The organism is Hymenobacter negativus, assembly GCF_017571495.1.
In the GTDB taxonomy this organism is placed as follows: domain Bacteria; phylum Bacteroidota; class Bacteroidia; order Cytophagales; family Hymenobacteraceae; genus Hymenobacter; species Hymenobacter negativus.
Genome location: NZ_JAGETZ010000006.1, coordinates 246155 through 267133 on the forward strand (window position 1 = coordinate 246155; position 20979 = coordinate 267133).

A 20979-nucleotide genomic window follows, 5' to 3' on the forward strand; every position below is an offset into this window, starting at 1 on the left:
GCCGGATTGAACATTCGGGGTACTCATTCTTACCGGCGTACGCCGGATTTCTCTAGTAGCTTGCGGGGCGGCGTGATGAATAGCTCCAAGCTGGCATAAGGTGCGCCGTTGAACTTGGAGTCGATGATTTTCTCGCGGTCAGCATTGGTCCGGTCAAAGGCGTCGAAGGCGTAGTTGTAGCGGTAGCCGCCTTCAGCACCCAGCCATAGGAAGCTGAATATTTCGCGCTCCCAGCGTAAGCGGAATTTTACCTCGGTTTCGCGTAGCTCCAGGGTATTGAGCGGGGCTTTGCTGCGGTCGACGGAACCGTCGCTGTTGCGGCGCTCCAGCGGGTCGCGGCTCAGGTGCACGATGTAGTTGTAGCCGTCCACGGTGTAGCCCGCGTAGAGGATGGAGCTCTCGTTCACGTTGTAGCGGGCGGTGATGCGGGCCGGCGCCAGCGCCTCAATGCCCCAGTGGGAATTGAAGGTGCGGTTGTAAATCACCGCCGGGTAAATGCTCAGCCGCCCGAACGTGTAGCCGTACTGAAAGCCCACGCCCCAGGAGAAATTCGGGCTGCGCTTCCACCCATAAATGGCTTCGGCCGAGAAGCGGGAATAGTCGGAGCGGCTCAGTTGGCTCGATGTGTAGTCGCCGCTCAACTCACCTTTCACGCGGGCCAGGTACCAGTGCACATCGTCGACGGGCCGTATGATGGCAATCTGAGCCGCGGTGCTTTTCAGGCCCTTGTTTTCAATGTTGTCGTACAGCTCGTAGGAAGTCGGCAGCTTGTCGAACTGGAATTCCTCCCGCTCGTAGCTCAGCCCCACAATGACCTTGAGGTGCGGGTGGTTCCAGGCCGGGATGTAGCCCTTGATGGACAGACGAGCATTCTTTGTAGCATCGGTGTTGAAATCGTTCAACCCCTGCACCTGCGCCGACGACGATACCCCAAACCGGGGCATCCGCTCGTAGCGCACAATCAGGCCCTTGCTTGGGCCCATGCCCAGCACCGAGGGATTGGCAAACTGCTGCTTATCGCGGGCAGTGGTATCGGCGGCGTTAGGGGCGGCGGGCGGATATACTCGCTCCTGCACCTGCGCCGACGCTTCAGCAGCGGCACCAGTAATCACAGCCCCCAGCAGTCCAATCCGAACGATTAACGAGTAACGCATAGTCAAAACAGCCCTTTATAGACCAGTTTGCTCCCTTACGCGAAAATGCCCACTACGGCTGATTGCAGAAGTTATCAAATGAGAAAATGATGAAGAAAACCGGCGATATCCGCACAAAAAAGCGCCTGCCTTTTGCCAGGCAGACGCTTTTAGCCGACATAAACTACTGCCTACTGTTCGGTGTAATCCGAGTAAGCGTTTGATTGGTAGGGGTAGCGCTGTTGGTGCAGGGCCGCCACCCGCTTGGCTATCAGCTCACGCAGCTCCTCCATGTTGGTGCGCTCCTGGGCCGAGATGAACACCACGGGGTCGTGCAGCTTGGCCATGTAGGTGGCTTGCAACTGCGCCAGCGGCGGGCGCGGCGCGGTGCCATCGTCCTCGGCCTCCAGCACTTCACCGAAGGGGTCTTGCTCGGCATCGTCGGGCTGGTACTGGTCAATTTTGTTGAACACCAGCAGCACCGGTTTGTCGGCCGCGCCGATGTCGGCCAGCGTGTCGTTCACCACCTGAATCTGCTCTTCAAAGCCCGGGTGCGAAATGTCCACGACATGCAGCAGCAAGTCGGCCTCCCGAATCTCATCCAGCGTGCTCTTAAAGCTCTCAATCAGCTTGGTAGGCAGCTTGCGAATAAATCCCACCGTGTCGGAAAGCAAAAACGGCGTGTTGTCGAGCACTACCTTGCGCGTAGTGGCGTCCACGGTCGCAAAGAGCTTGTTTTCGGCGAATACGTCGGACTTGCCCAGCACGTTCATCAGGGTGCTTTTGCCCACGTTGGTGTAGCCTACCAGCGCCACCCGGATGCTGCCGCCCCGCGCCTTACGCTGGGTGTGGCTCTGCTTGTCGAGGTCTTCGAGCTTTTCCTTGAGGAAGGCAATCCGGTCGCGCACAATGCGACGGTCGGTTTCGATTTCCGTTTCACCCGGGCCTTTCATGCCCACACCCCCACGCTGCTTGTCCAAGTGAGTCCAGAGGCCGGTGAGGCGAGGCAATAGGTACTGGTACTGTGCCAACTCCACCTGCGTACGCGAGGTGGCCGACTTGGCCCGCAAGGCGAAAATATCGAGAATGAGCAGCGAGCGGTCCACAATTTTCACCAGCAACTCGGCTTCCAGGTTGCGGAGCTGCGAAGGAGACAGGTCATCGTCGAACACCACCATGCTAGTGCCTTCGTGTTGCACGTATGCCTTTATTTCGGCCAGCTTGCCCTCGCCCACGTAGGTGCGGATGTCGGGCTTTTCCAGCCGCTGCACGAAGCGTTTGGTCGCGGTGGCGCCAGCGGTTTCAATCAGAAACGCCAGCTCGTCAAGGTATTCGGTGGTTTGGGCTTCGGACTGCCGGCGCGGGGGCACCGACACGAGTACGGCCGTTTCCTGCTCTTTGGCGGTTTCGTAGGTGCCGTTGTCGGCGGCTTTGGCGAGGATGCGGCCGGCGCGGCCCTTCACGTTATCGGTTGCTCCGATATGGCGGGTGCTGTTGCCTGGCTTGCGGCCGCCGGATTGGTTGTTTGCCATGTGTAGTTGTCAGTTATTCGTTGTCAGTTGTTAGCATGCGGGCAGAAGTTGCGGCCTGTTACTAAACGTATTTTTTGCGGGTCCGACTGTCAATTATCAATATTCAGGAATACCAGCAGCCGACAACTAGCAACTATTTTAAAGTGAGCGAATATGCCACCACCTGTTGCACCTGTGCCGGGGTGAGCACTTTTTCAAAAGCCGGCATCTTGCCCAGTCCCTTCGTTACCATGTAAGTACGGCCGAAGGCGTTGAGGTTGCTCTTGGTGAGGTCGTGGGCGCCGTTGAGGCCCAGCTTGCCATTGGCGCCGTGGCAGCGGGCGCAGTTTTTTTGGAAAATGGCCTGTCCCGGCAACGCTGGCGGCCCGGCCAGGGCCAGCTGCGGCAGCAGGAGCAAAAAAGCCGAAAAGCGAAGGTTCATAGCTGGAATAACACGCAAAGAGCCCGCAAAGTACCGGAAGAATAAATAAGGGAATGAAGGCAGGCGAGGAAGAGGACCGGAGGGACGTATTCCGTAGCCCTACCATACATCGCGCCATAGTCCCGACCTTTGCCAACTCTTGCCCTGCTACCCCCATACCCTCTTACCCCAGAAAAGTGCGCGTCGCCCTCGTTATCAATACCAGTTGGAATATTTGGAACTTCCGCGCCAGTCTCGTGCGGGCCCTACAGGCGGCCGGCCACGAAGTGCTGGCCATTGCGCCGCCCGATGACTATTCTGCGCGTCTCGAAACCGAGTTAGGCTGCCGTTTCGTGCCCATCCTCATGGAGAACAAGGGCACTAATCCGGTGAAAGATGCCGCCCTCACGCGCCGTTTCTACCAGATTTACCGGCGCGAGCGGCCCGATGTGGTGCTGCACTACACCATCAAGCCGAACATCTACGGCAGCATCGCGGCCAAGCTGGCGGGCATCCCCAGCATCAACAACGTGAGCGGATTGGGCACGGTGTTCATCATCAAAAACTTTGTGAGCAAGGTGGCGCTTGGCCTCTATCGCTTCGCGTTCCGCTTCCCGGCCAAGGTGTTTTTTCAGAATGGCGACGACCGGCAGCTGTTCCTCGACAACGGCTTGGTGCGTCAGGAAATTACCGACCTGCTGCCCGGCTCCGGCGTCGATACCCGCAAGTTCCGGCCCGCCGGGCAGTTTGTGCGCCAAATTCCCTTCGTGTTCCTGATGGTGGCGCGGGTGCTCTATGAAAAAGGCGTAGTGGAGTATTTTGAGGCGGCCAAAATTATCCGCTCTGTGCTGCCGGGCACGCGAATCCAGCTGCTGGGCGGCCTTGATGAGGCCGGTGGCGTGGGCGTGCCCCGCGCCACGTTCGAAGAATGGCTGAAAGCCGGCGACATTGAATACCTGGGCCGCTCCGACGATGTGGCCGCCCACTTGCATAAAGCCGATTGTGTGGTGCTGCCCAGCTACCGCGAAGGTACCCCCAAAACCCTGCTCGAAGCCGCAGCCGTGGGCAAGCCCCTGGTGACCACCGACGTGCCCGGCTGCCGCGAAACGGTGGTCGACGGCCTCAATGGTTACCTGTGCCAGGTGCGCAGCGGCGAAGACCTAGCGGCCAAAATGCTCAAAGTTCTCCAGTTGCCAGAAGCTGAACTGGAAGCTATGGGCAAAGCCAGCCGCCATTTGGCCGAAACAAAATTTGATGAGCGACTGGTGCTGGAGAAGTACCTCTCCGCCGTAGCTGCCGTGCAGCGCAAGTAGCACGAGTACCCCAAATTTCCCATTCGGCCGCGCGAACGGTGTTTCAATAGCTCGTTCACGCGGCCGAATGAGAAATTCGGGATACGTGTGCTTACACCCGAACTCGGCTGGCTACCGCCGACACGCACAAGCCCATAAAGGCAATAAAGGCGAACGAAATCCGCAGGCTCGTGGCGCCGGCTACTACCCCAATTACCGGCGGCCCCAGCAGAAAGCCGAAGAAGCCAATAGTCGACACCGAAGCCAGCGCCATGCCCGCCGACATGTGCGTGGACTTGCCCGCCGCGCTGTATACCAGGGGCACCACCGCCGAGGTGCCGAAGCCCACCAGCAGGAAGCCCAGCAGCGCCGTGGGCAGCGTGGGTAGCAGGACCGCAATGGTCAAGCCTACGGCCGTGAGCAGCCCGCAGAGCTGAATCACTCGCTTCGGGCCCAGTCGGTGTGCCAGCCAGTCGGCCCCGAAGCGGCCCAGCGCCATAGTGCTCATGAAGGCTGTGTAGCCCGCGCCCACCCAGTCTTTATCAGCCTGAATCACTTTCTTGAAGTACACCCCGCTCCAGTCGAACATGGCTCCTTCGCAAATCAGCGCGCAGAAAGCAATGGCGCCCAGGCCTAGCAGTTCCTTGTCGGGCTTCACGAAGATGGGCTGGTCGGGGTCGGTGCCGCTGTCTTCGCGCACTGTGGAGCCGGCTGCCACGGCCAGACCAGCCATGATAAACAAAGCGATGAAGATGAAATGCAGCCCCGGCGTCACGGCGTGGCCAATCATAAACGAGCCCACTGCCGCTGCCACAAAGCCCGCCAGGCTCCACAGCCCGTGAAATGAAGCCATAATGGGCTTATGCTGGTAGAGCCGCTCCACACCCACAGCCTGGGTATTTACCGAAATATTCGTCAGGTTGCCGCCCACGCCAAAGAGCACCAGGCAGGGCAGCAGCTGGTATAGGCTGGTGGCCCAGCCCAGGCCCACCAGCGCCATGGCGTAAAATACCACGCCGTACAGCACCACCTTGCGGCTGCCCTCTTTCGCCACCAGCCAGCCGGCCAGCGGCAGCGTGAGTAGCTGGCCTAGTGGAATGGCCAGCAGCACGCCGCCCAGCCCCGCCTCCGAAATGCCCATGCGCTGCTGAATGCTCGGAATCCGGGAAGCCCAGGTAGCAAAGCACAGCCCTAGCAGAAAAAACAGCGCGCCTACCGCAATGCGATGGGCTTTACGGGAAATATATTGGGGCGAAGGAGCCAATGGAATCATGGTGTGCTAGCGTCTCTACACCTCGTCTTTGCAGCCCCAACAGGAGGCGCCGGATTGCGGCAAAAGTAAGGCGCTGCAACAGTAGGATTCCCGCAGAAGTTGCCTTGGATTTCAAATTTTGCCCAGGACTTCAACAAACGTTTCCGCTATTCTTAGGGAGCTAAAAAGCCGCGAAGCGGTAGCTGGCTTTCACGTACTTCTATCAGCACTTCGCATCGTTAGAGCAGTTTCGCGCTACGGCATGCCGTAGCGCGAAACTGCTCTAAGCGGCCATATCCAGCCGTATCTGGGCCACCACATCAAGCAAAAGCAGGCGAATGGAGTCGACCAGCGGCTTCAAGGCCGCCGCTTCGAAAGAGCCTTGCCATTGGTCCAGTGCTTCCACTGGGGGCAGCAGGTTCAGGGCATGCAAATGCACCAGGTTAGGCTTAAGCGTATGGGCCGTTGTTTTCAGAATGGTGATATTTTGCTCCTGCATGCCCAGCGCCAGGTTTTTCATTGCCTCCTCGCAACTTTCCACGAAGGTTTCCAGCATGAAAGACACGAATTCCAGGTCGCCCTGGCCAGCCGCCAGCAGGTCTTCTACGCCGTATAGCTTCACGGTCGGGGCCTCGGTAGGCTCGGCGGGAGGAAGCAGAAAATCGGACGTTGCTGCCGGCTCAGGCGGTAGGGTGGGGAGGGGCATGGTCAGGGTCCAGTCGCCCACCACGCGCAGTAGCTCTTCTTCCTTAAAGGGCTTGGCGAGGTAGCCGTTCATGCCCGCCGAGAGGCATTTTTCGCGCTCGCCTTTTACCGCATTGGCCGTGAGGGCCACAATGGGGGTAGAGAGGCCCAATTGCTGGCGCAGCAGCGCCGTAGCTGCGTACCCATCCATCACCGGCATCTGAATGTCCATCAGAATCAGGTCGAAGCGGGTGTGCTGGGCCAGCTCCACGGCTATCGCGCCGTGCTCGGCCTCAGTTACCTGTACTTGAGCGTGGCTGAGGAAGGTCTTGGCAATCTGACGGTTGAAGCGGTTGTCTTCCACCAGCAGCACCCGTTTGTCGCGCAGAAACTGGCGAGTGGGGCTGTCGGCGGGCAGTATCACCTTAGGGGCGAGGTCCTCGGTGCTGCCCACGGGCAGGCTGAGCGCAAACTGCATCACCGTGCCCTTGTTCAGCGTGCTATCCAGCTGAATGTCACTGCCCATCAGCTTCAGCAAATTACGCGTGATGCTCAGGCCCAGGCCCGTACCGCCAAACTTGCGTGTCACCGACGAGTCCTGTTGGCTGAACTCGTTGAAAATGTGCTGCACAAACTCCGGCTCAATGCCAATGCCGGTATCGGCCACCCGGAACATCACGTTCCCGGTGCTGCCATCGGGGCTGGGCACGAAGTCGCAGGTAATGGCCACGTACCCGGAATCGGTGAACTTGATGGAATTACCGGCCAGGTTCAGCAGTACCTGCCGAATACGATAGGGGTCGCCGAGCAGCACGCGGGGCACGGTCGGGGCCACGCGGGTCAGCAGGCGTAGGCCCTTTTCCTCGGCCTTGTAGTGCAGGGTCTGCTCGATTTCGGCCAGCAGGTGGGTAGGAGTGAAGCCGACTTGTTCCAGCGCCATCTTGCCGGCCTCCAGCTTCGACAGGTCCAGGATGTCGTTGATAATCACCAGCAGATGCTCGGCCGAAGTAGTGATGGCCTGGCGGTAGCTATCTTGGTCGGGGGCCAGCTCGGTTTTGGCCAGCAGCTGGCTCATGCCCAGAATGGCGTTCATGGGCGTGCGGATTTCGTGGCTCATGTTGGCCAGGAAAATCTCGCGGGCCCGCACCGCCGACTCTGCCGCCAGCTTGGCGTGGCGCAGGGCACGCTCGGTGCCCACCCGCTCCGTGATATCGAGGCCGTAGGCCACTATCATGCGCGGCGAGCCATCGGGGTAAAACACCGGCTGCAGGCAGCGGAACTGATGGCGGATGCCTTCGGGCCGGTCAAACGTTTCCTCAAACGTCACCAATCGGCGCTCGCGGAAAGCCTCCGTCAGGCGCACATGCCGCTCTTCGGCCAGGGCGCGAGGGTAGCCGTACCGCTCGCAGTAGTCAAAATTGTCTTTGCCTATAACCCATTCCCGCTTAGCGGGGTCCTTAATGCCCGTGGCATTCACGAACAGGTAGCGGCCCTCGACATCAAACACGCCAATGTCGCAGGGAATATGATTGAGGGTGAATTCGTAAAATTCGCGCTGTTCAACTAGTTTCCGCTCAGCTTGGCGGCGCAGGGTAAGGTTGGAACCCGTGCCTACCATCATGCGCAGGGTGCCATCAGGGGCAAATACTGGAATAAAGTGCCGCCATATCTGCTGGATGCCATCGGGCGAAAGCATGCTCTCTTCCCATGCCACCTCTGTGCGGGTTTGCACCGCTTCATCAAATTTTTGCCAGCGGGTAGTAGCCAGCTCCAGCGGGCGCTGCCGGTAAGCAAAGTATTCAAAATCGTTTTTGCCAATCACCCATTCCCGCGTCTCGGCATCCTTGAAGCACTGCGCGTTGGCATATTGGTAGCGGTGTTCTGCATCAAACACCACCACTTCAACTTTCAGTTGGTCGAGTACGGTGGTGTACATTTCCCGCTGCTCGGTCAGGCGCTGCTCCAGCTCCTGAATCCGGGCCTCCTGCTGGCGTTGTGCCGTTACGTCCCGGAAGCTCACCATATGCCCGAGGCTTTTATCGGCCAGCACCACGTAGCGCCGCTCTACTACCCGGCCATCGGTCAGGACAAACTCTTCGCCAAGCAGGTTGCCACCGGTTGCGCGCTGCGCTTGTGTACGGGTCAGAAAATCGGCCGGGTCCCGGAAATGGTGCTGAATGGCCTCGGCCATATCCTGTAGCTGGTCGTCGACGCCGGTAGTCCCCAGCCCGAATAAGTCACGGCAAAGCTGATTCGTTGCTAGTGCATGCCCCTCACTGGTCGTAAACATCACACCGTCCGGCAGGGCATCAACCAGCGCGGCAAAGCGTGCTCGTTGGGCTTTCAGCTCGTCCTGCACGGTAGCAAGTTGTTGCTGTAAGTTCTCCAATTGCTTTTCGATGGGCAGGCAGACACTACACTCTTCGCGAGAAACAGATTCAGGAACAGATGTAAGATTTAAATTGTAAAATTCTGACATATAATATCACGTAACAATATCAAGCTTGTAGCAAATATACTTTAATTATTACTGATAAAATGCTTGTTTTCTTGCAATTATGCCTCTCAATAATTGTGTTTTATTAATAAATTATTGAAATTAGAATTTGGTTTTTAGTATATGTTTTTGGATAAATAATAGCTGTCGTTGTGTAATTGTTTGGGAATCTGCAAGTAGTTCATTTACGTCATATCCTTCTCAGTAGGCTATACCCGGTTCTTTGCCGTGCATTTAATCAGTAGAAAGTAGAAATCCAGTAAAAAAATAATTACTCCTGCATCAGGTTGATGCCATTGGCGTAGCCGGATTAAAGTAGCCGAGCCAGTTCCTGTCGGTATTGCAGGTTGTCGGTCATGCCGTTATGGCCGGCACCGGGCAAAATAATAAGCTGGTCGCTAGGCTTAAGAAGCGCTTTCAGACGGAGGGTAGAGGTATGCGTAATGACCTCATCCCGGTAGCCGTGAAAGAGCACGATGGGAGCTTTTACCTGCCCAATAAATTCGTTGGTAGGCATGGGATAGCGCAGCACGAAGCCCGGCACAAAGGGATAAAGCTGCTTGGCCATGTCGCGCATGCTGTAGTAGGGCGCCTGCAAAATCAGGAGCCGGGGCTGATGCCGGGCGGCCAGCCAGGTGGCGGGCCCCGTGCCCAACGAGTAGCCCAGAATTACTGTCTGGCTTTCTGGATATTCGGCCAGCAGCTGGCGGTAGGCGGCATCTACATCGTTCAGCATCTGCGCCTGATTGCTGATGTAACTGCCGCTTTTGCCATAGCCGCGGTAGTCGAGTAGAAACACATCGTAGCGCAGCGCGGTGTAGGTAGCGGCCACGTCGCCCCAGCTATCGAGCGCGCCCCCGTTGCCGTGCAGGTAAAACAGCAGGCCCTTGGAATTGGGCGCACGGAACAGCAGGCCATGCAGGCGGGTGCCATCGGCAGCCGTGGTCCACCGTTCTTCAAACTGGCCAGGAAAGTGGAACTGATAATTAGCTGGCAGCCGCGTAGGAGCAAAAAGCAACCTTTCCTGCTTGAAATAAAGCACTGCGCATATCAGCACGTAGAGCGACGCCAGGACGGCGGCTATTATCAAAGCAACTTTCATTCAATAGATGAGCAAGGGTTTGGCTATTGGCTGAATGCAAGGTAGCGGCTCCCTATTCTAGTGTCCCGAAAGCGGCCTTATCCCCCAATTGTGGCCATGCTCTCGAAGCTGAGCTGATGCAGGGGCCGCTGCCGCTCAGCCTCGAAGCCATTGGCGGCCCGGAAGCGGAAGGCTGCCGCCAGGGCTGCCACAATTTCCTCGTCGGTTTTGCCGCCGCGCAGCAAGGCACGGGTATCGAGTACGCCCTGGTCGTAGAGGCAGGTTTTGATGCCGCCTTCGGCCGTGAGCCGCAGGCGGTTGCAGGTGCCGCAGAAGGTGCGCGAGTACGCCGCAATGATGCCCACGCGGCCCTGGTGGCCAGCAATACGATAATCTGAAGCTGTGGCGCCAGCTGCCATGGCCACCGGTGTGAGGGACCCAAAATGCGCTTCCAGGTGCTGGCGAATGCGGACGTGGTTCCACGGCAGCGAGGCTGGTCCCGCCTCGTGGCTGCCGCCGTTGAAAGGCATTTCTTCGATGAAGCGCACATCCACGGGCAGCTCGCGGCTGAGTTCGGCCAGCGGTATCAGGTCGTCAATGTTCTGCCCGTCCATTACAACGGCGTTGATTTTTACTTGAATACCCACCTCAAGCAGAGCGTAGAAAGTATTCAGCACTTTGGGCAGTTCATCGCGCCGCGTTATTTGAAAGAACCGCTCCCGGTCCAGGGTATCGAGGCTGAGGTTGACGGCCTTCACGCCCAAACGGGCCAGTGCGGGCACGTGTGGCGCAGTGAGAACCCCGTTGGTCGTCAGGCTGATGTCGTCGATGCCCGGCAGCTGCGCCAGCCTCTCCATAAAAGGCACCAGGTCGCGCCGCACGAAAGGCTCGCCGCCAGTCAGGCGCACTTTGCGTACGCCTAGCGTAGCCAGCAGGCCAGTCAAGCGGAGCATTTCCTCGTAGCTCAACAGCTCGTGCTTGGGCATGTATTTAATGCCTTCCTCGGGCATGCAGTAGAAGCAGCGCAGGTTGCAGCGGTCCGTCACGGCCAGACGCAGGTATTCCAGGGGGCGGCCGTGCTGGTCATATAGGGGCGTGACGGCCGGCAGCGCAGCCGAAGTAGGTATAGATGGAAGCACGTTTATCACCAATTTTACGGGGCTGTACGTAAGACAGCCGGTCTGCGGTAAACCCCGGAAGCAGGAAAGGTGTTCAGGCGGCGGGCCTGGGCCGGTGCCCATGCCTGTTGTTAGCCGCTACCTTCCACTTTTATGTCGAAAGATATGTCTTTAAAAATCTCCCTCTACGGCATCACCCGCGAAATAGTGGGCACGTCGGTGATTGAGCTGCCCGCCCCAGCTCCAGCTACTGTGGGCGAACTATTGGCCGAGATGCGCAAGCAATACCCTGCTCTGGGTGAGCTGCGTAGCTGCGCCGTAGCCGTCAATAACGAGTATGCGAGCAACGACCAGCCGCTGCATACCGTTGATGAAATCGCCCTCATTCCGCCCGTAGCTGGCGGCTAGAAAATCAGTTAACAGTGAGCAGCTTTCAGGACTATTTATTGTGGCTCAAGCTCGGCGCAACTGTTCATTACCAACTGCTTATTGATTTAATGATTCCCCACCTTTCCATTACCGACCAGCCTATTGACGTGGCTGCAGCCTTGGCAGCCGTGCAAACCGAAGCGGCTGGTGCTGTCAATGCTTTCATCGGCACGGTGCGCAACCAGTCGGGCGGACGCCCGGTGCGCCGCCTGCATTATGAGTCTTATGACAGCATGGCCCTTACCCAGCTCGGTCACGTAGTAAGCCAAGCTTATGAAAAATGGCCCATGTTGCAGGCTGTGGCCGTGGTGCACCGTAAAGGAACATTGGCGCTGGGTGATGTGGCGGTAGTGGTGGCCGTGGCCACGCCGCACCGCGCCGAAAGCTTCGCCGCCTGCCAGTACATCATCGATACGCTGAAACTGGTAGTCACCATCTGGAAGCGCGAGGAGTATGAAGATGGCACCGAGTGGGTAGCCGCGCACCCGTAAACGAGTGACAAAACGAGTACCCCGAAGCGTTACGGCCTCATTGAAACATGCAAGCTTAATGCTCGGCGCGAACCGGCGCTCCGCTTTTAGAGCACCCGTGCCCGAAAACGCAGAAAGCCGCTCATCGAGCGGCTTTCTGCGTCTGACAAGAAACCTATAAGGCTGTTAGGCCACGGGTTCGTTATGCTTTTCCAGGTCGAATAGTTCGCCCAGCAGCTCTACCAGCTGGCCGGCATCGTCGCGCTTGCAGGCGGCTTTGAGCTGCAACACGTGTTGCTTAAGCACCTTCTGCATGAGCGAGCGGGTGGCTTCGTCGAGGAGCTTGCTTTCGGCGGGGGTAGCCTTTTTCTGGAAGCGGTCCAGTTCTTCGAGGCGCAGCTGCTCCAGGCTAGCTTTCACTTTCTGAATGATGGGCGACACCATCATTTCCTTGGCCCAGCCATTAAGACCTACAATGCTTTCGGTGATGATGGCGCGTACCTGCGGTACGGCGGCCAGGCGGACTTCGAGGGCCGCCGAGGCCTTGCTTTGAATAGCGTCTATGTTATACACCAGCACGCCGGGTACCTGCTCCACATCGGCGGCAATGCTGCGGGGCACGCTCAGGTCGATGAAGAATTTGAAGCTGAGCACATCAAGGTGCTGCACCATCTCTTTAGTGAAGAAGGGTTCGGCGCGATTGATGGAGGAAATGATGACATCGGCCTCCTTCAAAGCGGGCACCAGCTCTTCAAAATCCACGATGCGCATGCCGCATTCTTCGGCGAGGGCTTCGGCCTTGGCGCGGGTGCGGTTGCAGAGCACGACTTCGCCAAAAGCCTTGCTAGCAGCCAAGTGGCGGCACACATCGGCCCCGATTTCGCCCAGTCCTACCACCAATACTTTCGGATTGGCCACATCGGCGGTTAGTTCTTCTACCAGTTCCAGAGCCGCGTAGCTGATGGAAGCAGCCCCGTCGCGGAAGCTGGTTTCGGTTTGCACCCGCTTGTTGGTAAAAAAAACGGTGTGTAGCAAGCGGTGCAGGAAGGGGCCGGCCGCGTCGGCATCCGCCGCCCACTGGTAGGCCATCTTCACCTGGTTGCTGATTTGCAGGTCGCCAACTACCTGCGCGTCAAGGCCCATGGCTACTTCGAAGAGGTGCTGCACGGCCGCGTCGGCGGTGGGCAGCAGGTCGAAGTACGGGAGGAACTGGCCAGTATCGGCGCGGTTCTTCAAATGGCCCAGGGCAAGGATGATTTCGCGGCTGCGTTCATCCTCGGCGGCGTAGTAAACTTCGGTGCGGTTACAGGTACTTAGCACGAGCAGGTCGCTTAGACCCAGCTCATTATGCAGCGTGTGCAGGAAGCGGCGGCAGGCGGCCTCGTCCAGCGAAAGCAGCTCGCGGATGGCCAGCGGGGCTTTCTTAAAGGATAGGCTAACGGCCTTGAACGGATGCGACATAGATAGAAACGACACGAAATCGGACGACAAAATTACGGCAGGATTTCGGTAGGATATCACAACAGCCAACTCATAAGCAGGGTTCGACGGGAAAGTTGACGAATATCAGGCCGCCAGGGGCGCCCAGGGCCTGTTGTAGGGGACGGACTATTTCTGACTGATAAAAATCAGGTGGTGTAGTCCGCCGCGCCGCGAAGCAGACCGGCAGAAAGGCGCTGGGCGGGGCCGCGTACCTTTGTGCCATGCTTCCCACCTCGCCCCGCGCTACTGATTCTTCACTCGGAACGCCGCCCGCTCCGGTTGCTTCGGCTTCCCGGCGCAACGAAAGTCCCATGCCGGGTGCGGCCGACGAAAGTGCCTCGCTGGAAGCGGCCGAGGCGCTGACGCCCCCCGCGCCGGCTGGTACCACCCCCGTGGCGTGGGCCCTGCTGCTAGTGTTAGCCTGCATTTGGGGGACCTCGTTCATTCTGATGAAGAAGGGCCTGGTGGTGTTTTCGGCGCTGGAGCTAGGAGCTATTCGCGTGAGTGTGGCGGCATTGCTGCTGCTGCCCTTTGCCCTGCGCCATGTAGGCAAGGTAGAGCGCAGTCGCTTTAAGTGGTTGGCGCTGAGTGGGGTGGTGGGTACACTGATTCCAGCCTTTCTATTTGCTTACGCCGAAACCCGGCTGGCCTCAGGGCTGGCGGGCGTGCTCAATGCCCTCACGGCGGTATTCACGCTGCTGGTAGGGGCGCTGCTGTTTGGGCAGCGGCTAACGTGGCTTCGGGTGCTGGGCATCGGGCTGGGGCTGGCGGGCACGGTGGTGATGTTGCAGCTGGGCGGGAGTGGCGGCGATGCCACGCCCACTGGCGAGGGCAACGCGTGGTACGGCATTTATATTCTGGTGGCTACCATTGGCTATGGCCTGAGCGTGAACGTTATCAAGTACAAGCTGGGCGGGCTGACGCCCGTAACGGTTACTTCGGTGCTGCTTCTGCTCATTGGGGGGCCAGCGTTGGCGTATCTGCTTATCGGAACTGATTTCCTGCACAAGCTGACCACCGCGCCGGGGGCCTGGACGGCATTTAGTTACATTGCGCTGCTGGCCACCATGAGCACGGCCGTGGCCATGGTGCTGTTTAATAAGCTGATTCAGCAGTCAACGGCGCTGTTTGCCTCGTCGAGTACCTACCTTATTCCCATCGTGGCGTTGGCCCTCGGTGCGCTCGATGGCGAGGCCTTCAACGTGTGGCACTTCGTGGGCATGGTGGTGATTCTGGCGGGGGTTCTTATTATTCACCGGGCAAAGTAGGTCGCCTTCGGCTTGATGAGGAATTGGGAAGCTCAGGATGACGAGGCCACTAATTCGTCATTAAGCGGAGCGTCAAAACGCTGCTGTTATGACTAGTTGGCCCCAGCGGTGCGAGCGGGCACCTGCAAATTCCGGAGAAACCCAGGCTGCGGCCGCTTCAAAGCAGAGCTTATTGTGGGCCAGTACCACGCCACCGGAACTGCGCAGTACGCCGCGGCGCACAGCGGTGGGCGCTAAGATGTAAGGGTCGTTGTTGCGGAACAGGCTGCCTTGCAGCGTTGCGTTGTAGCCAATGGCACGACCTTCCAGAGTAGCCTGGCCATAAAACTGCCAGCCTTCTGAGGTACTGGTTTTTTTGCCGTCTGAATCGGCAAAATAGGGATGGAAATATCCGGCGCGTAGCCGCAAGCCGGTGGCGGCGTAGGTATAAAGTGTGCCCAAGGAAGCTTCGGTGGTAGCCAGCAGCTCAACGTGACTGGCCCGGGCCAGCAGGAGCTTTTCGAACGCTGCACGGTAGCCCACAATCGGCGCGTTGCGAATCTGGTAATCCCAGCCGCGCGGCTCCGCATTGCCCGTGATGCGGTGAATGGCAGTTTGCAGCTGCTTGCCTCCGGCAGCCGGACCAATGAAGCCAATTTCTAGTGCTGTCGTCAGGCGCTGCTGCCTGGTGGGTTGGTTGCTGGTCCGAAAAATCGAGGCGTAGAGGTAAGTCGCGTACGGCCGGTCGCCCACCCGAATAAATGCGTCCTGAATGCGCAGGGGCGTAAAACCATCGTAGCGCAATGTGATGCCATAACCCTGGGTACTCCCTTTCGCACCCGCTGCCAGCAGGTGCCGCGTGGGCAGGCGGGCCAGGGCCGGATGCACCAGCGTGAGCGTCATGCCCTGCGTGAAATAGTAATCGGTGCGAAAAAACAGGTCATTCGCGTAAGTGTAGCGTAGCAGGCGGGCGGCGCTGAGGGGGCGCAGCGTATCGGCGGGTGCGGCATGCCCCAGCCAGGGCAGCAGTAGAAACAAGAGTAGCAGCAAGCGCATAAGTGGCCAGAAGTACGAGCTGGCCAGCGGTAGAGATTGAGGGCGAGTTCAGGTTGAACACCGGCCGGACGGCGCTGCCATCTGACCGGTCACTGCAAGCGCCGCCCTTCATCCCAAGCGCTTATTCAAGCCAGAACAGTTTGCAGCAATCCAAACAGTCCAAATTTGAGTTTGAGAAGGTCCTTCGCAGGCGTAGTATGGCAGACGCTTGGTACTTCATCTGCGCTCAATCATTCACATAGGGCCACTCCTGGAAACGGGCGGGCAGACCGGTGGTGCAGGCGTTGCCGCGCACGTAGGCCAGCAAGCGATTGAGCTCGGCGGCATCCTGTACCTCGTATTCAAACCAGCCGACTTGCCAGAACTCGGCTTCGGGTGGGAGCTTGGGGCGCACCAGGCGGCGACAGTTGGTGCCGGTACGCAGGTGCAGCAGGTCGATGGCTTTGGCGAAGGACAGCCCGCTGTTATCGGGCAGCTCCAGCACGATGTGGGCGTGGTTGGGCAAGATGGCGAAGCCGTGAACGGTGAAGCCGGTTTCTTCCAGCATCATGATTTCGCCGGCCAGCACCTCGGCCATTTTCTCGCTCTCAAAATAACTGGCTCCGATAGGCGCCCGGTCCAGCACGGCATCAAACCTGGCGAAGAACTGCTTCTGGGCCCGGCGGTGGTCGGTGCCCGCTTCCTGGTCCTGCCGCAGCTCCGCTTTCAACTCCCGGCCGGTGGCAGCCGGAATGGTGCCGTGCAGGCGAAAGGTCAGGAGCGAGGTCATGGGTTCAGGTAGCGGAGCGGTTATACATATTTTCAGACCTAGCCCAACTGCTTGATGGTGAATCAGCTGGTTGAGGCGTCTACTCCCGGGGCCCGCGTTGGGATGGGCAGCTGGATGTAGAACGTGGTGCCCACGTTTTCCTCACTTTCAACCCAAATACGGCCGTGGTGCAGGCGCACAATGGTTTCGATGATGTGCATGCCCAAGCCGGTGGTTTTCTCGCCACGCAGGCCCGGCCGCCGGGCCTTGGTGAAGCGGTCGAACAGCACGGGCAGCAGATGAGCCGGGATGCCAATGCCGTCGTCGGCCACGGTCACGAGCACATGGTCGGGCTGTTGCGTGAGGCCCACGGCAATATTTCCACCCTCGCGGGTGAACTTGATGGCATTGGATACCAGGTTGTTGATGACCTGCAAGAACTTATTGTTGTCGATTTCTGCGTATATCGTGGGCTGCGAATGGTGGAAGGTGAAGTGCTTGGCAACCAAGTGCTCACCTTGTTGATACGTGTCCACTATCTGGGCAATATTCTGCACCAAATCCACGCGCAGGGGCTTGAAATCGACGTTCGCCGAGTCCATAAACTCCCCATCCACGAAATCGCGGATAAGCGTCACGCTGTCGCGGCAGGTGTCGCGCATGATGCGGAGCATTCGCTGCACCTGTTCGTCCTGCAGGGTTTTGGTTCGCTCTTCCAGAAACTCGGCCAGCTGCTGGAGCATGTTGAACGGCCCGGCCAGGTCGTGCGACAGGATTTCGAGCGTGGTGTTTTTTTTGGCCATGTACTTGTCGGCGTTGCGCAGGTATTCCTGCTCCACCGTCACGTCTTCCAGCGTGCCCGAAAGCAATACCTGGCCCTCCGGGCCTAGGCTGCGCTGGGCCTGCATCGAGAGCCAGCGCAAAGGCACATTGGGATGTGGCTGAAGGCGTAGCAAGAGGTCGTCGCAGTGGTTGCCGGCAATCAGTTCGGCCAGGCAGTGCAGGGCGTATTGCTGGTCGTCGTGGGGCAGGTAGGCCAGCAGGCGGGGGAGGTCGGTGGTGGCGTTTTCACGCTGCAGGTCGGGGAATAGTTGCTCGTAAGCGGCGCTCACAAACAACATGCGGCCCGCATCAGCATCATAGACAAAGAAGGTTTGCGGGCTGACGTCGAGGGCCTGTTGCAGAAAATCAGTGGTGGGAAGCATAAGGCAGGAAAGAAAAAGCCAGCGGCAAAATACTGGGACAACCTACAACTGGTTAGCGGACCAGTGGGTTCAGCTTCGAGTTCTTATACCCGTAGCCGAAATAGACAGCCAGCCCAATCAGCAGCCACGCAAAAAACAAGGTCCAGTTGCTGATGCCCAGCTCGGTCATCAGGTACAGGTTGATGAGCAGGCCCAGCACCGGCAGCAGCGACAGCTTCTTACGGAACGACAACACGCACAGCGCGATGCAGAACAGGAAAAACACCACCGTCGGAATCTGGTGGGCAAAACCGCCGGTCACCTTGCCGCTCAGCGCATCGGTTTGCAGCCAGCCGTGCTGACCGGTTACGTCGAGCCAAAACTCATGGTTGCTGGCCGCGTTGTAGCGCACCACCAGGAAAATCCCAATGGCCAGAATCAGCGGCACCAGCCACTGCCCGTTGATGTACGGCACCTTAAACCGGGCTTCCGACTTGCCATAGGGGTCAATAATCAGGATACCGCCGCACACCAGCGCAAACGCGAACAATGTGCCGATGCTGGTGAGGTCGACCACCAAATCCATGTTCAGAATAAGGGCTGGTACCGCCACGAAAAAGCCCGTGACAATGGTGCTGAACGACGGGGTGTGAAAGCGCGGGTGAATGCGCGAAAACACCGAAGGCAGCAGCCCGTCGCGGCTCATGGTGAGCCAAATGCGCGGCTGCCCCAGCTGAAACACCAGCAGCACCGAAGCCATCGCAAACACCGCACTCACTGCCACCAGCCCCGATAGGCGCGACAAGCCCACCTTGGCAAACACGAAGGACAGCGGGTCGCCCACGCCCAGCTCTTTGTAGCTCACCATGCCCGTGAGTACCAGTGTGATGAGTACATACAACACTGTGCAAATGATGAGGGCATACATCATAGCCTTGGGCAGGTCGCGCTGCGGGTTCTTGCATTCCTCGGCCGTGGTCGAGATGGCATCGAAGCCGATATAGGCAAAAAACACCGCCGACACGCCTTTGAGCACGCCGCTCACGCCATTGGGAGCAAAGGGCGTCCAGTTGGCCGGTTGCACATAAAACGCACCTACTGCAATGACAATGAAAACGATAATCAGCTTGAGCAGCACCAGCAGGTTCGAGGCATTCTTGCTTTCCTTGATGCCCACGTATACCAGCGAGGTGATGAGCACCGTGATGAGAAAGGCCGGCAAATCAACCACCAGGTGCAGGCCGTTGAACAGCTCCGGGGCCTGCGTCCAGGCTTGGTAGCCCTCCATTTGGGCTGGTGTGGCTTCCGTGAGCGGGCGGCTGGCCTGCATGAGCGTCATCACTGCCTCATAGCCCGCGTGGCCGGTCTGGGTGCCCATCGTTAGCCACAAGGGCAGGTGGACGCCTATTCCATCCAATAATCCCGTGAAGTAATCAGACCACGAAATGGCTACCACGATGTTGCCCACCGCGTATTCCATTATCAGAGCCCAGCCAATAATCCAGGCTGCCAGCTCGCCAAACGAGGCGTAAGCGTACGTGTAAGCCGAGCCGCTGACTGGGATGGTGGCCGCAAACTGGGCGTAGCACAACGCCGAAAATGCGCAGGCAATAGCCGTAAATACAAACAGCAGCGACACGGCCGGGCCGCCGTCCAGGCTGGCTTTGCCAATGGTGCTGAAAATGCCGGCCCCGATGATGGCCGCGATGCCTAGCGCCGTGAGGTCGCGCACGGTGAGGTGGCGCTCCAGACCGCCGGGGGAATGGCCCTCGTGGTCGGCCGGGGGATTTTGCAGAATGGCCGCAATGGTTTTGCGGCGGAAAAGGGATTTATCGGAACGCATGTAAGGTGGATGGGGCGGGTTTGAAGGGCAAAAGATAGCGCCCCGGCGCGGGTTATCAGCCTGCACCCCGCTAGTTGGGCTACCGGATTCCGCCGCCCAGCAAGCTCCCGACGATGCTGCCGCCCACGTTCAGCATGGCCGAGCCGTTGCCGATTCGCATGGGAATTCCTACCGAAAAGCTCCCCAATCCGCCATAGCCACCATAGGGCAGGGCCCCGTAAGGCGAATTGCGCACCGCCAGCGGCGCAAACCCGGGATTAGCCGGTAGGGAGCCCATATCGGCCCCGTAGAACTGGCCCGCGCCGTAGGTGGGCATGCGGTAGGGCGCAAAGCTGTATTGCACGTAGGGGCGCAGGCGGCCCTTGTCGCCAGTGCCTAGCTGGTAGCGCAGAAAAGGCTGCATGCCATAGCCGTAGCCGCCGGTAGTGGGCAGCGGGGAGTAGGCCCCCACCATATAAGCCCCCGTGAGAAAATGGCCTTTGCTGGGTGGTGTCGGAGCCGGAATTTCCAGCCCGATGGCGCTGCCACCCGCCTGGGCGTGGCTGAGCAAGGGCAAAACGAGCAGCGCCAACGGCATAAGACGTAGGATGGCAGGCATAACGCGTGAGAAAGGTGGGCGGATGATAACCAAGTTACGAGAATTTCACGGGAGGACGTGTGCAGTTTCCCGCAGCCGGACATCTATTCTGCAAAAGCTCCTGCCAATGCGCCCGTCTCTTGCTCTTTCCATCCCGCAGCCCTGTTCCGAAAGCTGGGACGCCATGACGCCCACTGCCGCCGGTCGGCACTGCGCCGCCTGCCAGAAAACGGTGGTCGATTTTACTCAGAAGACCGACGCCGAACTGCTGGCTTATTTCGCCCAGCCTAGCTCTAATACCTGCGGGCGGTTTTGGGACGACCAGCTGTCGCGCCCGCTACGGCTTCCGGTGGCGCCGCTGGCCGGCAGCCGCTGGCGCACCTGGCTAGCTGCCGCAGCCACTGTGTGGGGGCTGCGCGAAGCCACCGCTTGGCAGGCTACGGCCTCTTCTCCAACGGTTGAACTTCCGCCGAAGAAAGTGGTACGGGCCACTTCGCGGCCTGCCTTGCGCATTCGGGGCGTAGTGCGCGACGCCAGCACCAACGAGCCGGTGCCGGGCGTCGCGGTATTTCTGAAGAATGAAAACCGCCATGCTACCACCGATTCGGCCGGGCGGTTTAGCCTGCGGGTGCCAGCCGGGCGCACGCATCACGCCCTGGTGCTGCACGCTTTCGGTTACTATTCGAAGAAGGTAGCTGTGCCGCCTGCGGCAAAGGCCGTGAGCAATCTGGCTATCGCATTGCGGACGGATGGCGCGGCCAGTGGAGCTGAGGTGACAGGCTATGCTACGCAGTCCCGCCGTCAGATAACCGGAGGGGCCATATCCATTATCGACGCCAAAGAATTGGGCCCGTCAGGAGTGCTGCCTGCCGCAGCTCCCGACGCTAAGCACGGCTTCTGGTACTGGCTCACCCGTTCGTTTCGCCGCCGCAAAGCCACCAATTAGTTTCCGCC

The 20979-nt window shown here is 59.0% G+C and carries 18 protein-coding genes; 5 read left to right on the top strand and 13 right to left on the bottom strand.

Going from position 1 to position 20979, the window contains the following annotated elements:
- Nucleotides 1-29: 29 nt before the first annotated feature.
- The 3 genes from J4E00_RS15060 to J4E00_RS15070 all read right to left on the bottom strand — a co-directional run bounded on the left by J4E00_RS15060 (nucleotide 30) and on the right by J4E00_RS15070 (nucleotide 3086).
- Nucleotides 30-1154: a DUF6268 family outer membrane beta-barrel protein gene (locus tag J4E00_RS15060; RefSeq protein ID WP_208175998.1), complete on the bottom strand. Its 1125-nt coding sequence runs from the start codon at nucleotides 1152-1154 to the stop codon at nucleotides 30-32.
- 170 nt (nucleotides 1155-1324) lie between these two features.
- Nucleotides 1325-2665, bottom strand: a complete 1341-nt coding sequence (gene hflX, locus J4E00_RS15065) for a GTPase HflX (protein WP_208175999.1) — start codon at nucleotides 2663-2665, stop codon at nucleotides 1325-1327.
- A 133-nt stretch (nucleotides 2666-2798) separates the two neighbouring features.
- Complete coding sequence (locus J4E00_RS15070; RefSeq protein ID WP_208176000.1) at nucleotides 2799-3086, bottom strand: c-type cytochrome; 288 nt, start codon at nucleotides 3084-3086, stop codon at nucleotides 2799-2801.
- Nucleotides 3087-3262: 176 nt separating this feature from the next.
- Between J4E00_RS15070 and J4E00_RS15075 the strand changes: the two genes are divergently transcribed.
- Complete coding sequence (locus J4E00_RS15075; protein ID WP_208176001.1) at nucleotides 3263-4378, top strand: glycosyltransferase family 4 protein; 1116 nt, start codon at nucleotides 3263-3265, stop codon at nucleotides 4376-4378.
- Nucleotides 4379-4469: 91 nt separating this feature from the next.
- Here the strand turns inward: J4E00_RS15075 and J4E00_RS15080 are convergent, their stop codons facing one another.
- From J4E00_RS15080 to moaA, 4 genes are all read right to left on the bottom strand, one after another.
- Complete coding sequence (locus J4E00_RS15080; RefSeq protein ID WP_208176002.1) at nucleotides 4470-5630, bottom strand: MFS transporter; 1161 nt, start codon at nucleotides 5628-5630, stop codon at nucleotides 4470-4472.
- A gap of 262 nt (nucleotides 5631-5892) precedes the next feature.
- On the bottom strand, nucleotides 5893-8682 hold the full coding sequence (locus tag J4E00_RS15085; RefSeq protein ID WP_208176003.1) for a response regulator: 2790 nt from the start codon (nucleotides 8680-8682) through the stop codon (nucleotides 5893-5895).
- A gap of 418 nt (nucleotides 8683-9100) precedes the next feature.
- Entirely contained in the window at nucleotides 9101-9892 is a 792-nt protein-coding gene (locus J4E00_RS15090) for an alpha/beta hydrolase (protein ID WP_208176004.1), read from the bottom strand.
- 77 nt (nucleotides 9893-9969) lie between these two features.
- Nucleotides 9970-11010 carry a GTP 3',8-cyclase MoaA gene (gene moaA / locus J4E00_RS15095; protein WP_317196632.1) on the bottom strand — a complete coding sequence of 347 codons (1041 nt, stop codon included), beginning with the start codon at nucleotides 11008-11010 and terminating at the stop codon, nucleotides 9970-9972.
- A 144-nt stretch (nucleotides 11011-11154) separates the two neighbouring features.
- On the opposite strand from moaA, the gene J4E00_RS15100 reads away from it, so the two are divergent.
- Together J4E00_RS15100 and J4E00_RS15105 are read left to right on the top strand one after the other, a co-directional pair.
- A complete protein-coding gene (locus tag J4E00_RS15100; RefSeq protein WP_208176006.1) occupies nucleotides 11155-11397 on the top strand; it encodes a MoaD/ThiS family protein in 243 nt (80 codons plus the stop codon).
- Nucleotides 11398-11486: 89 nt separating this feature from the next.
- Nucleotides 11487-11909: a molybdenum cofactor biosynthesis protein MoaE gene (locus tag J4E00_RS15105; RefSeq protein ID WP_213017954.1), complete on the top strand. Its 423-nt coding sequence runs from the start codon at nucleotides 11487-11489 to the stop codon at nucleotides 11907-11909.
- Between the two features lie 165 nt (nucleotides 11910-12074).
- Here J4E00_RS15105 and hemA read toward each other — a convergent pair whose 3' ends face one another.
- Nucleotides 12075-13349: a glutamyl-tRNA reductase gene (hemA, locus tag J4E00_RS15110; protein ID WP_208176007.1), complete on the bottom strand. Its 1275-nt coding sequence runs from the start codon at nucleotides 13347-13349 to the stop codon at nucleotides 12075-12077.
- A gap of 242 nt (nucleotides 13350-13591) precedes the next feature.
- Here hemA and J4E00_RS15115 point away from each other — a divergent pair, with 242 nt between their 5' ends.
- A complete protein-coding gene (locus J4E00_RS15115; protein ID WP_236049811.1) occupies nucleotides 13592-14638 on the top strand; it encodes a DMT family transporter in 1047 nt (348 codons plus the stop codon).
- Between the two features lie 72 nt (nucleotides 14639-14710).
- On the opposite strand, the gene J4E00_RS15120 is transcribed toward J4E00_RS15115, so the two are convergent.
- From J4E00_RS15120 to J4E00_RS15140, 5 genes are all read right to left on the bottom strand, one after another.
- Nucleotides 14711-15673, bottom strand: coding sequence for a lipid A deacylase LpxR family protein (locus J4E00_RS15120; RefSeq protein WP_208176008.1), 963 nt, complete (start codon nucleotides 15671-15673; stop codon nucleotides 14711-14713).
- A gap of 226 nt (nucleotides 15674-15899) precedes the next feature.
- Nucleotides 15900-16442 carry a transposase gene (locus J4E00_RS15125; protein ID WP_208176009.1) on the bottom strand — a complete coding sequence of 181 codons (543 nt, stop codon included), beginning with the start codon at nucleotides 16440-16442 and terminating at the stop codon, nucleotides 15900-15902.
- 62 nt (nucleotides 16443-16504) lie between these two features.
- A complete protein-coding gene (locus tag J4E00_RS15130) occupies nucleotides 16505-17626 on the bottom strand; it encodes a sensor histidine kinase (protein WP_208176010.1) in 1122 nt (373 codons plus the stop codon).
- 52 nt (nucleotides 17627-17678) lie between these two features.
- Nucleotides 17679-19448 (bottom strand): amino acid permease, encoded by a 1770-nt coding sequence (locus tag J4E00_RS15135; RefSeq protein ID WP_208176011.1) that lies wholly within the window; start codon nucleotides 19446-19448, stop codon nucleotides 17679-17681.
- A gap of 79 nt (nucleotides 19449-19527) precedes the next feature.
- On the bottom strand, nucleotides 19528-20046 hold the full coding sequence (locus J4E00_RS15140; RefSeq protein WP_208176012.1) for a hypothetical protein: 519 nt from the start codon (nucleotides 20044-20046) through the stop codon (nucleotides 19528-19530).
- A gap of 106 nt (nucleotides 20047-20152) precedes the next feature.
- On the opposite strand from J4E00_RS15140, the gene J4E00_RS15145 reads away from it, so the two are divergent.
- Nucleotides 20153-20971: a carboxypeptidase-like regulatory domain-containing protein gene (locus J4E00_RS15145; protein ID WP_208176013.1), complete on the top strand. Its 819-nt coding sequence runs from the start codon at nucleotides 20153-20155 to the stop codon at nucleotides 20969-20971.
- The last annotated feature ends 8 nt before the right edge of the window (nucleotides 20972-20979 follow it).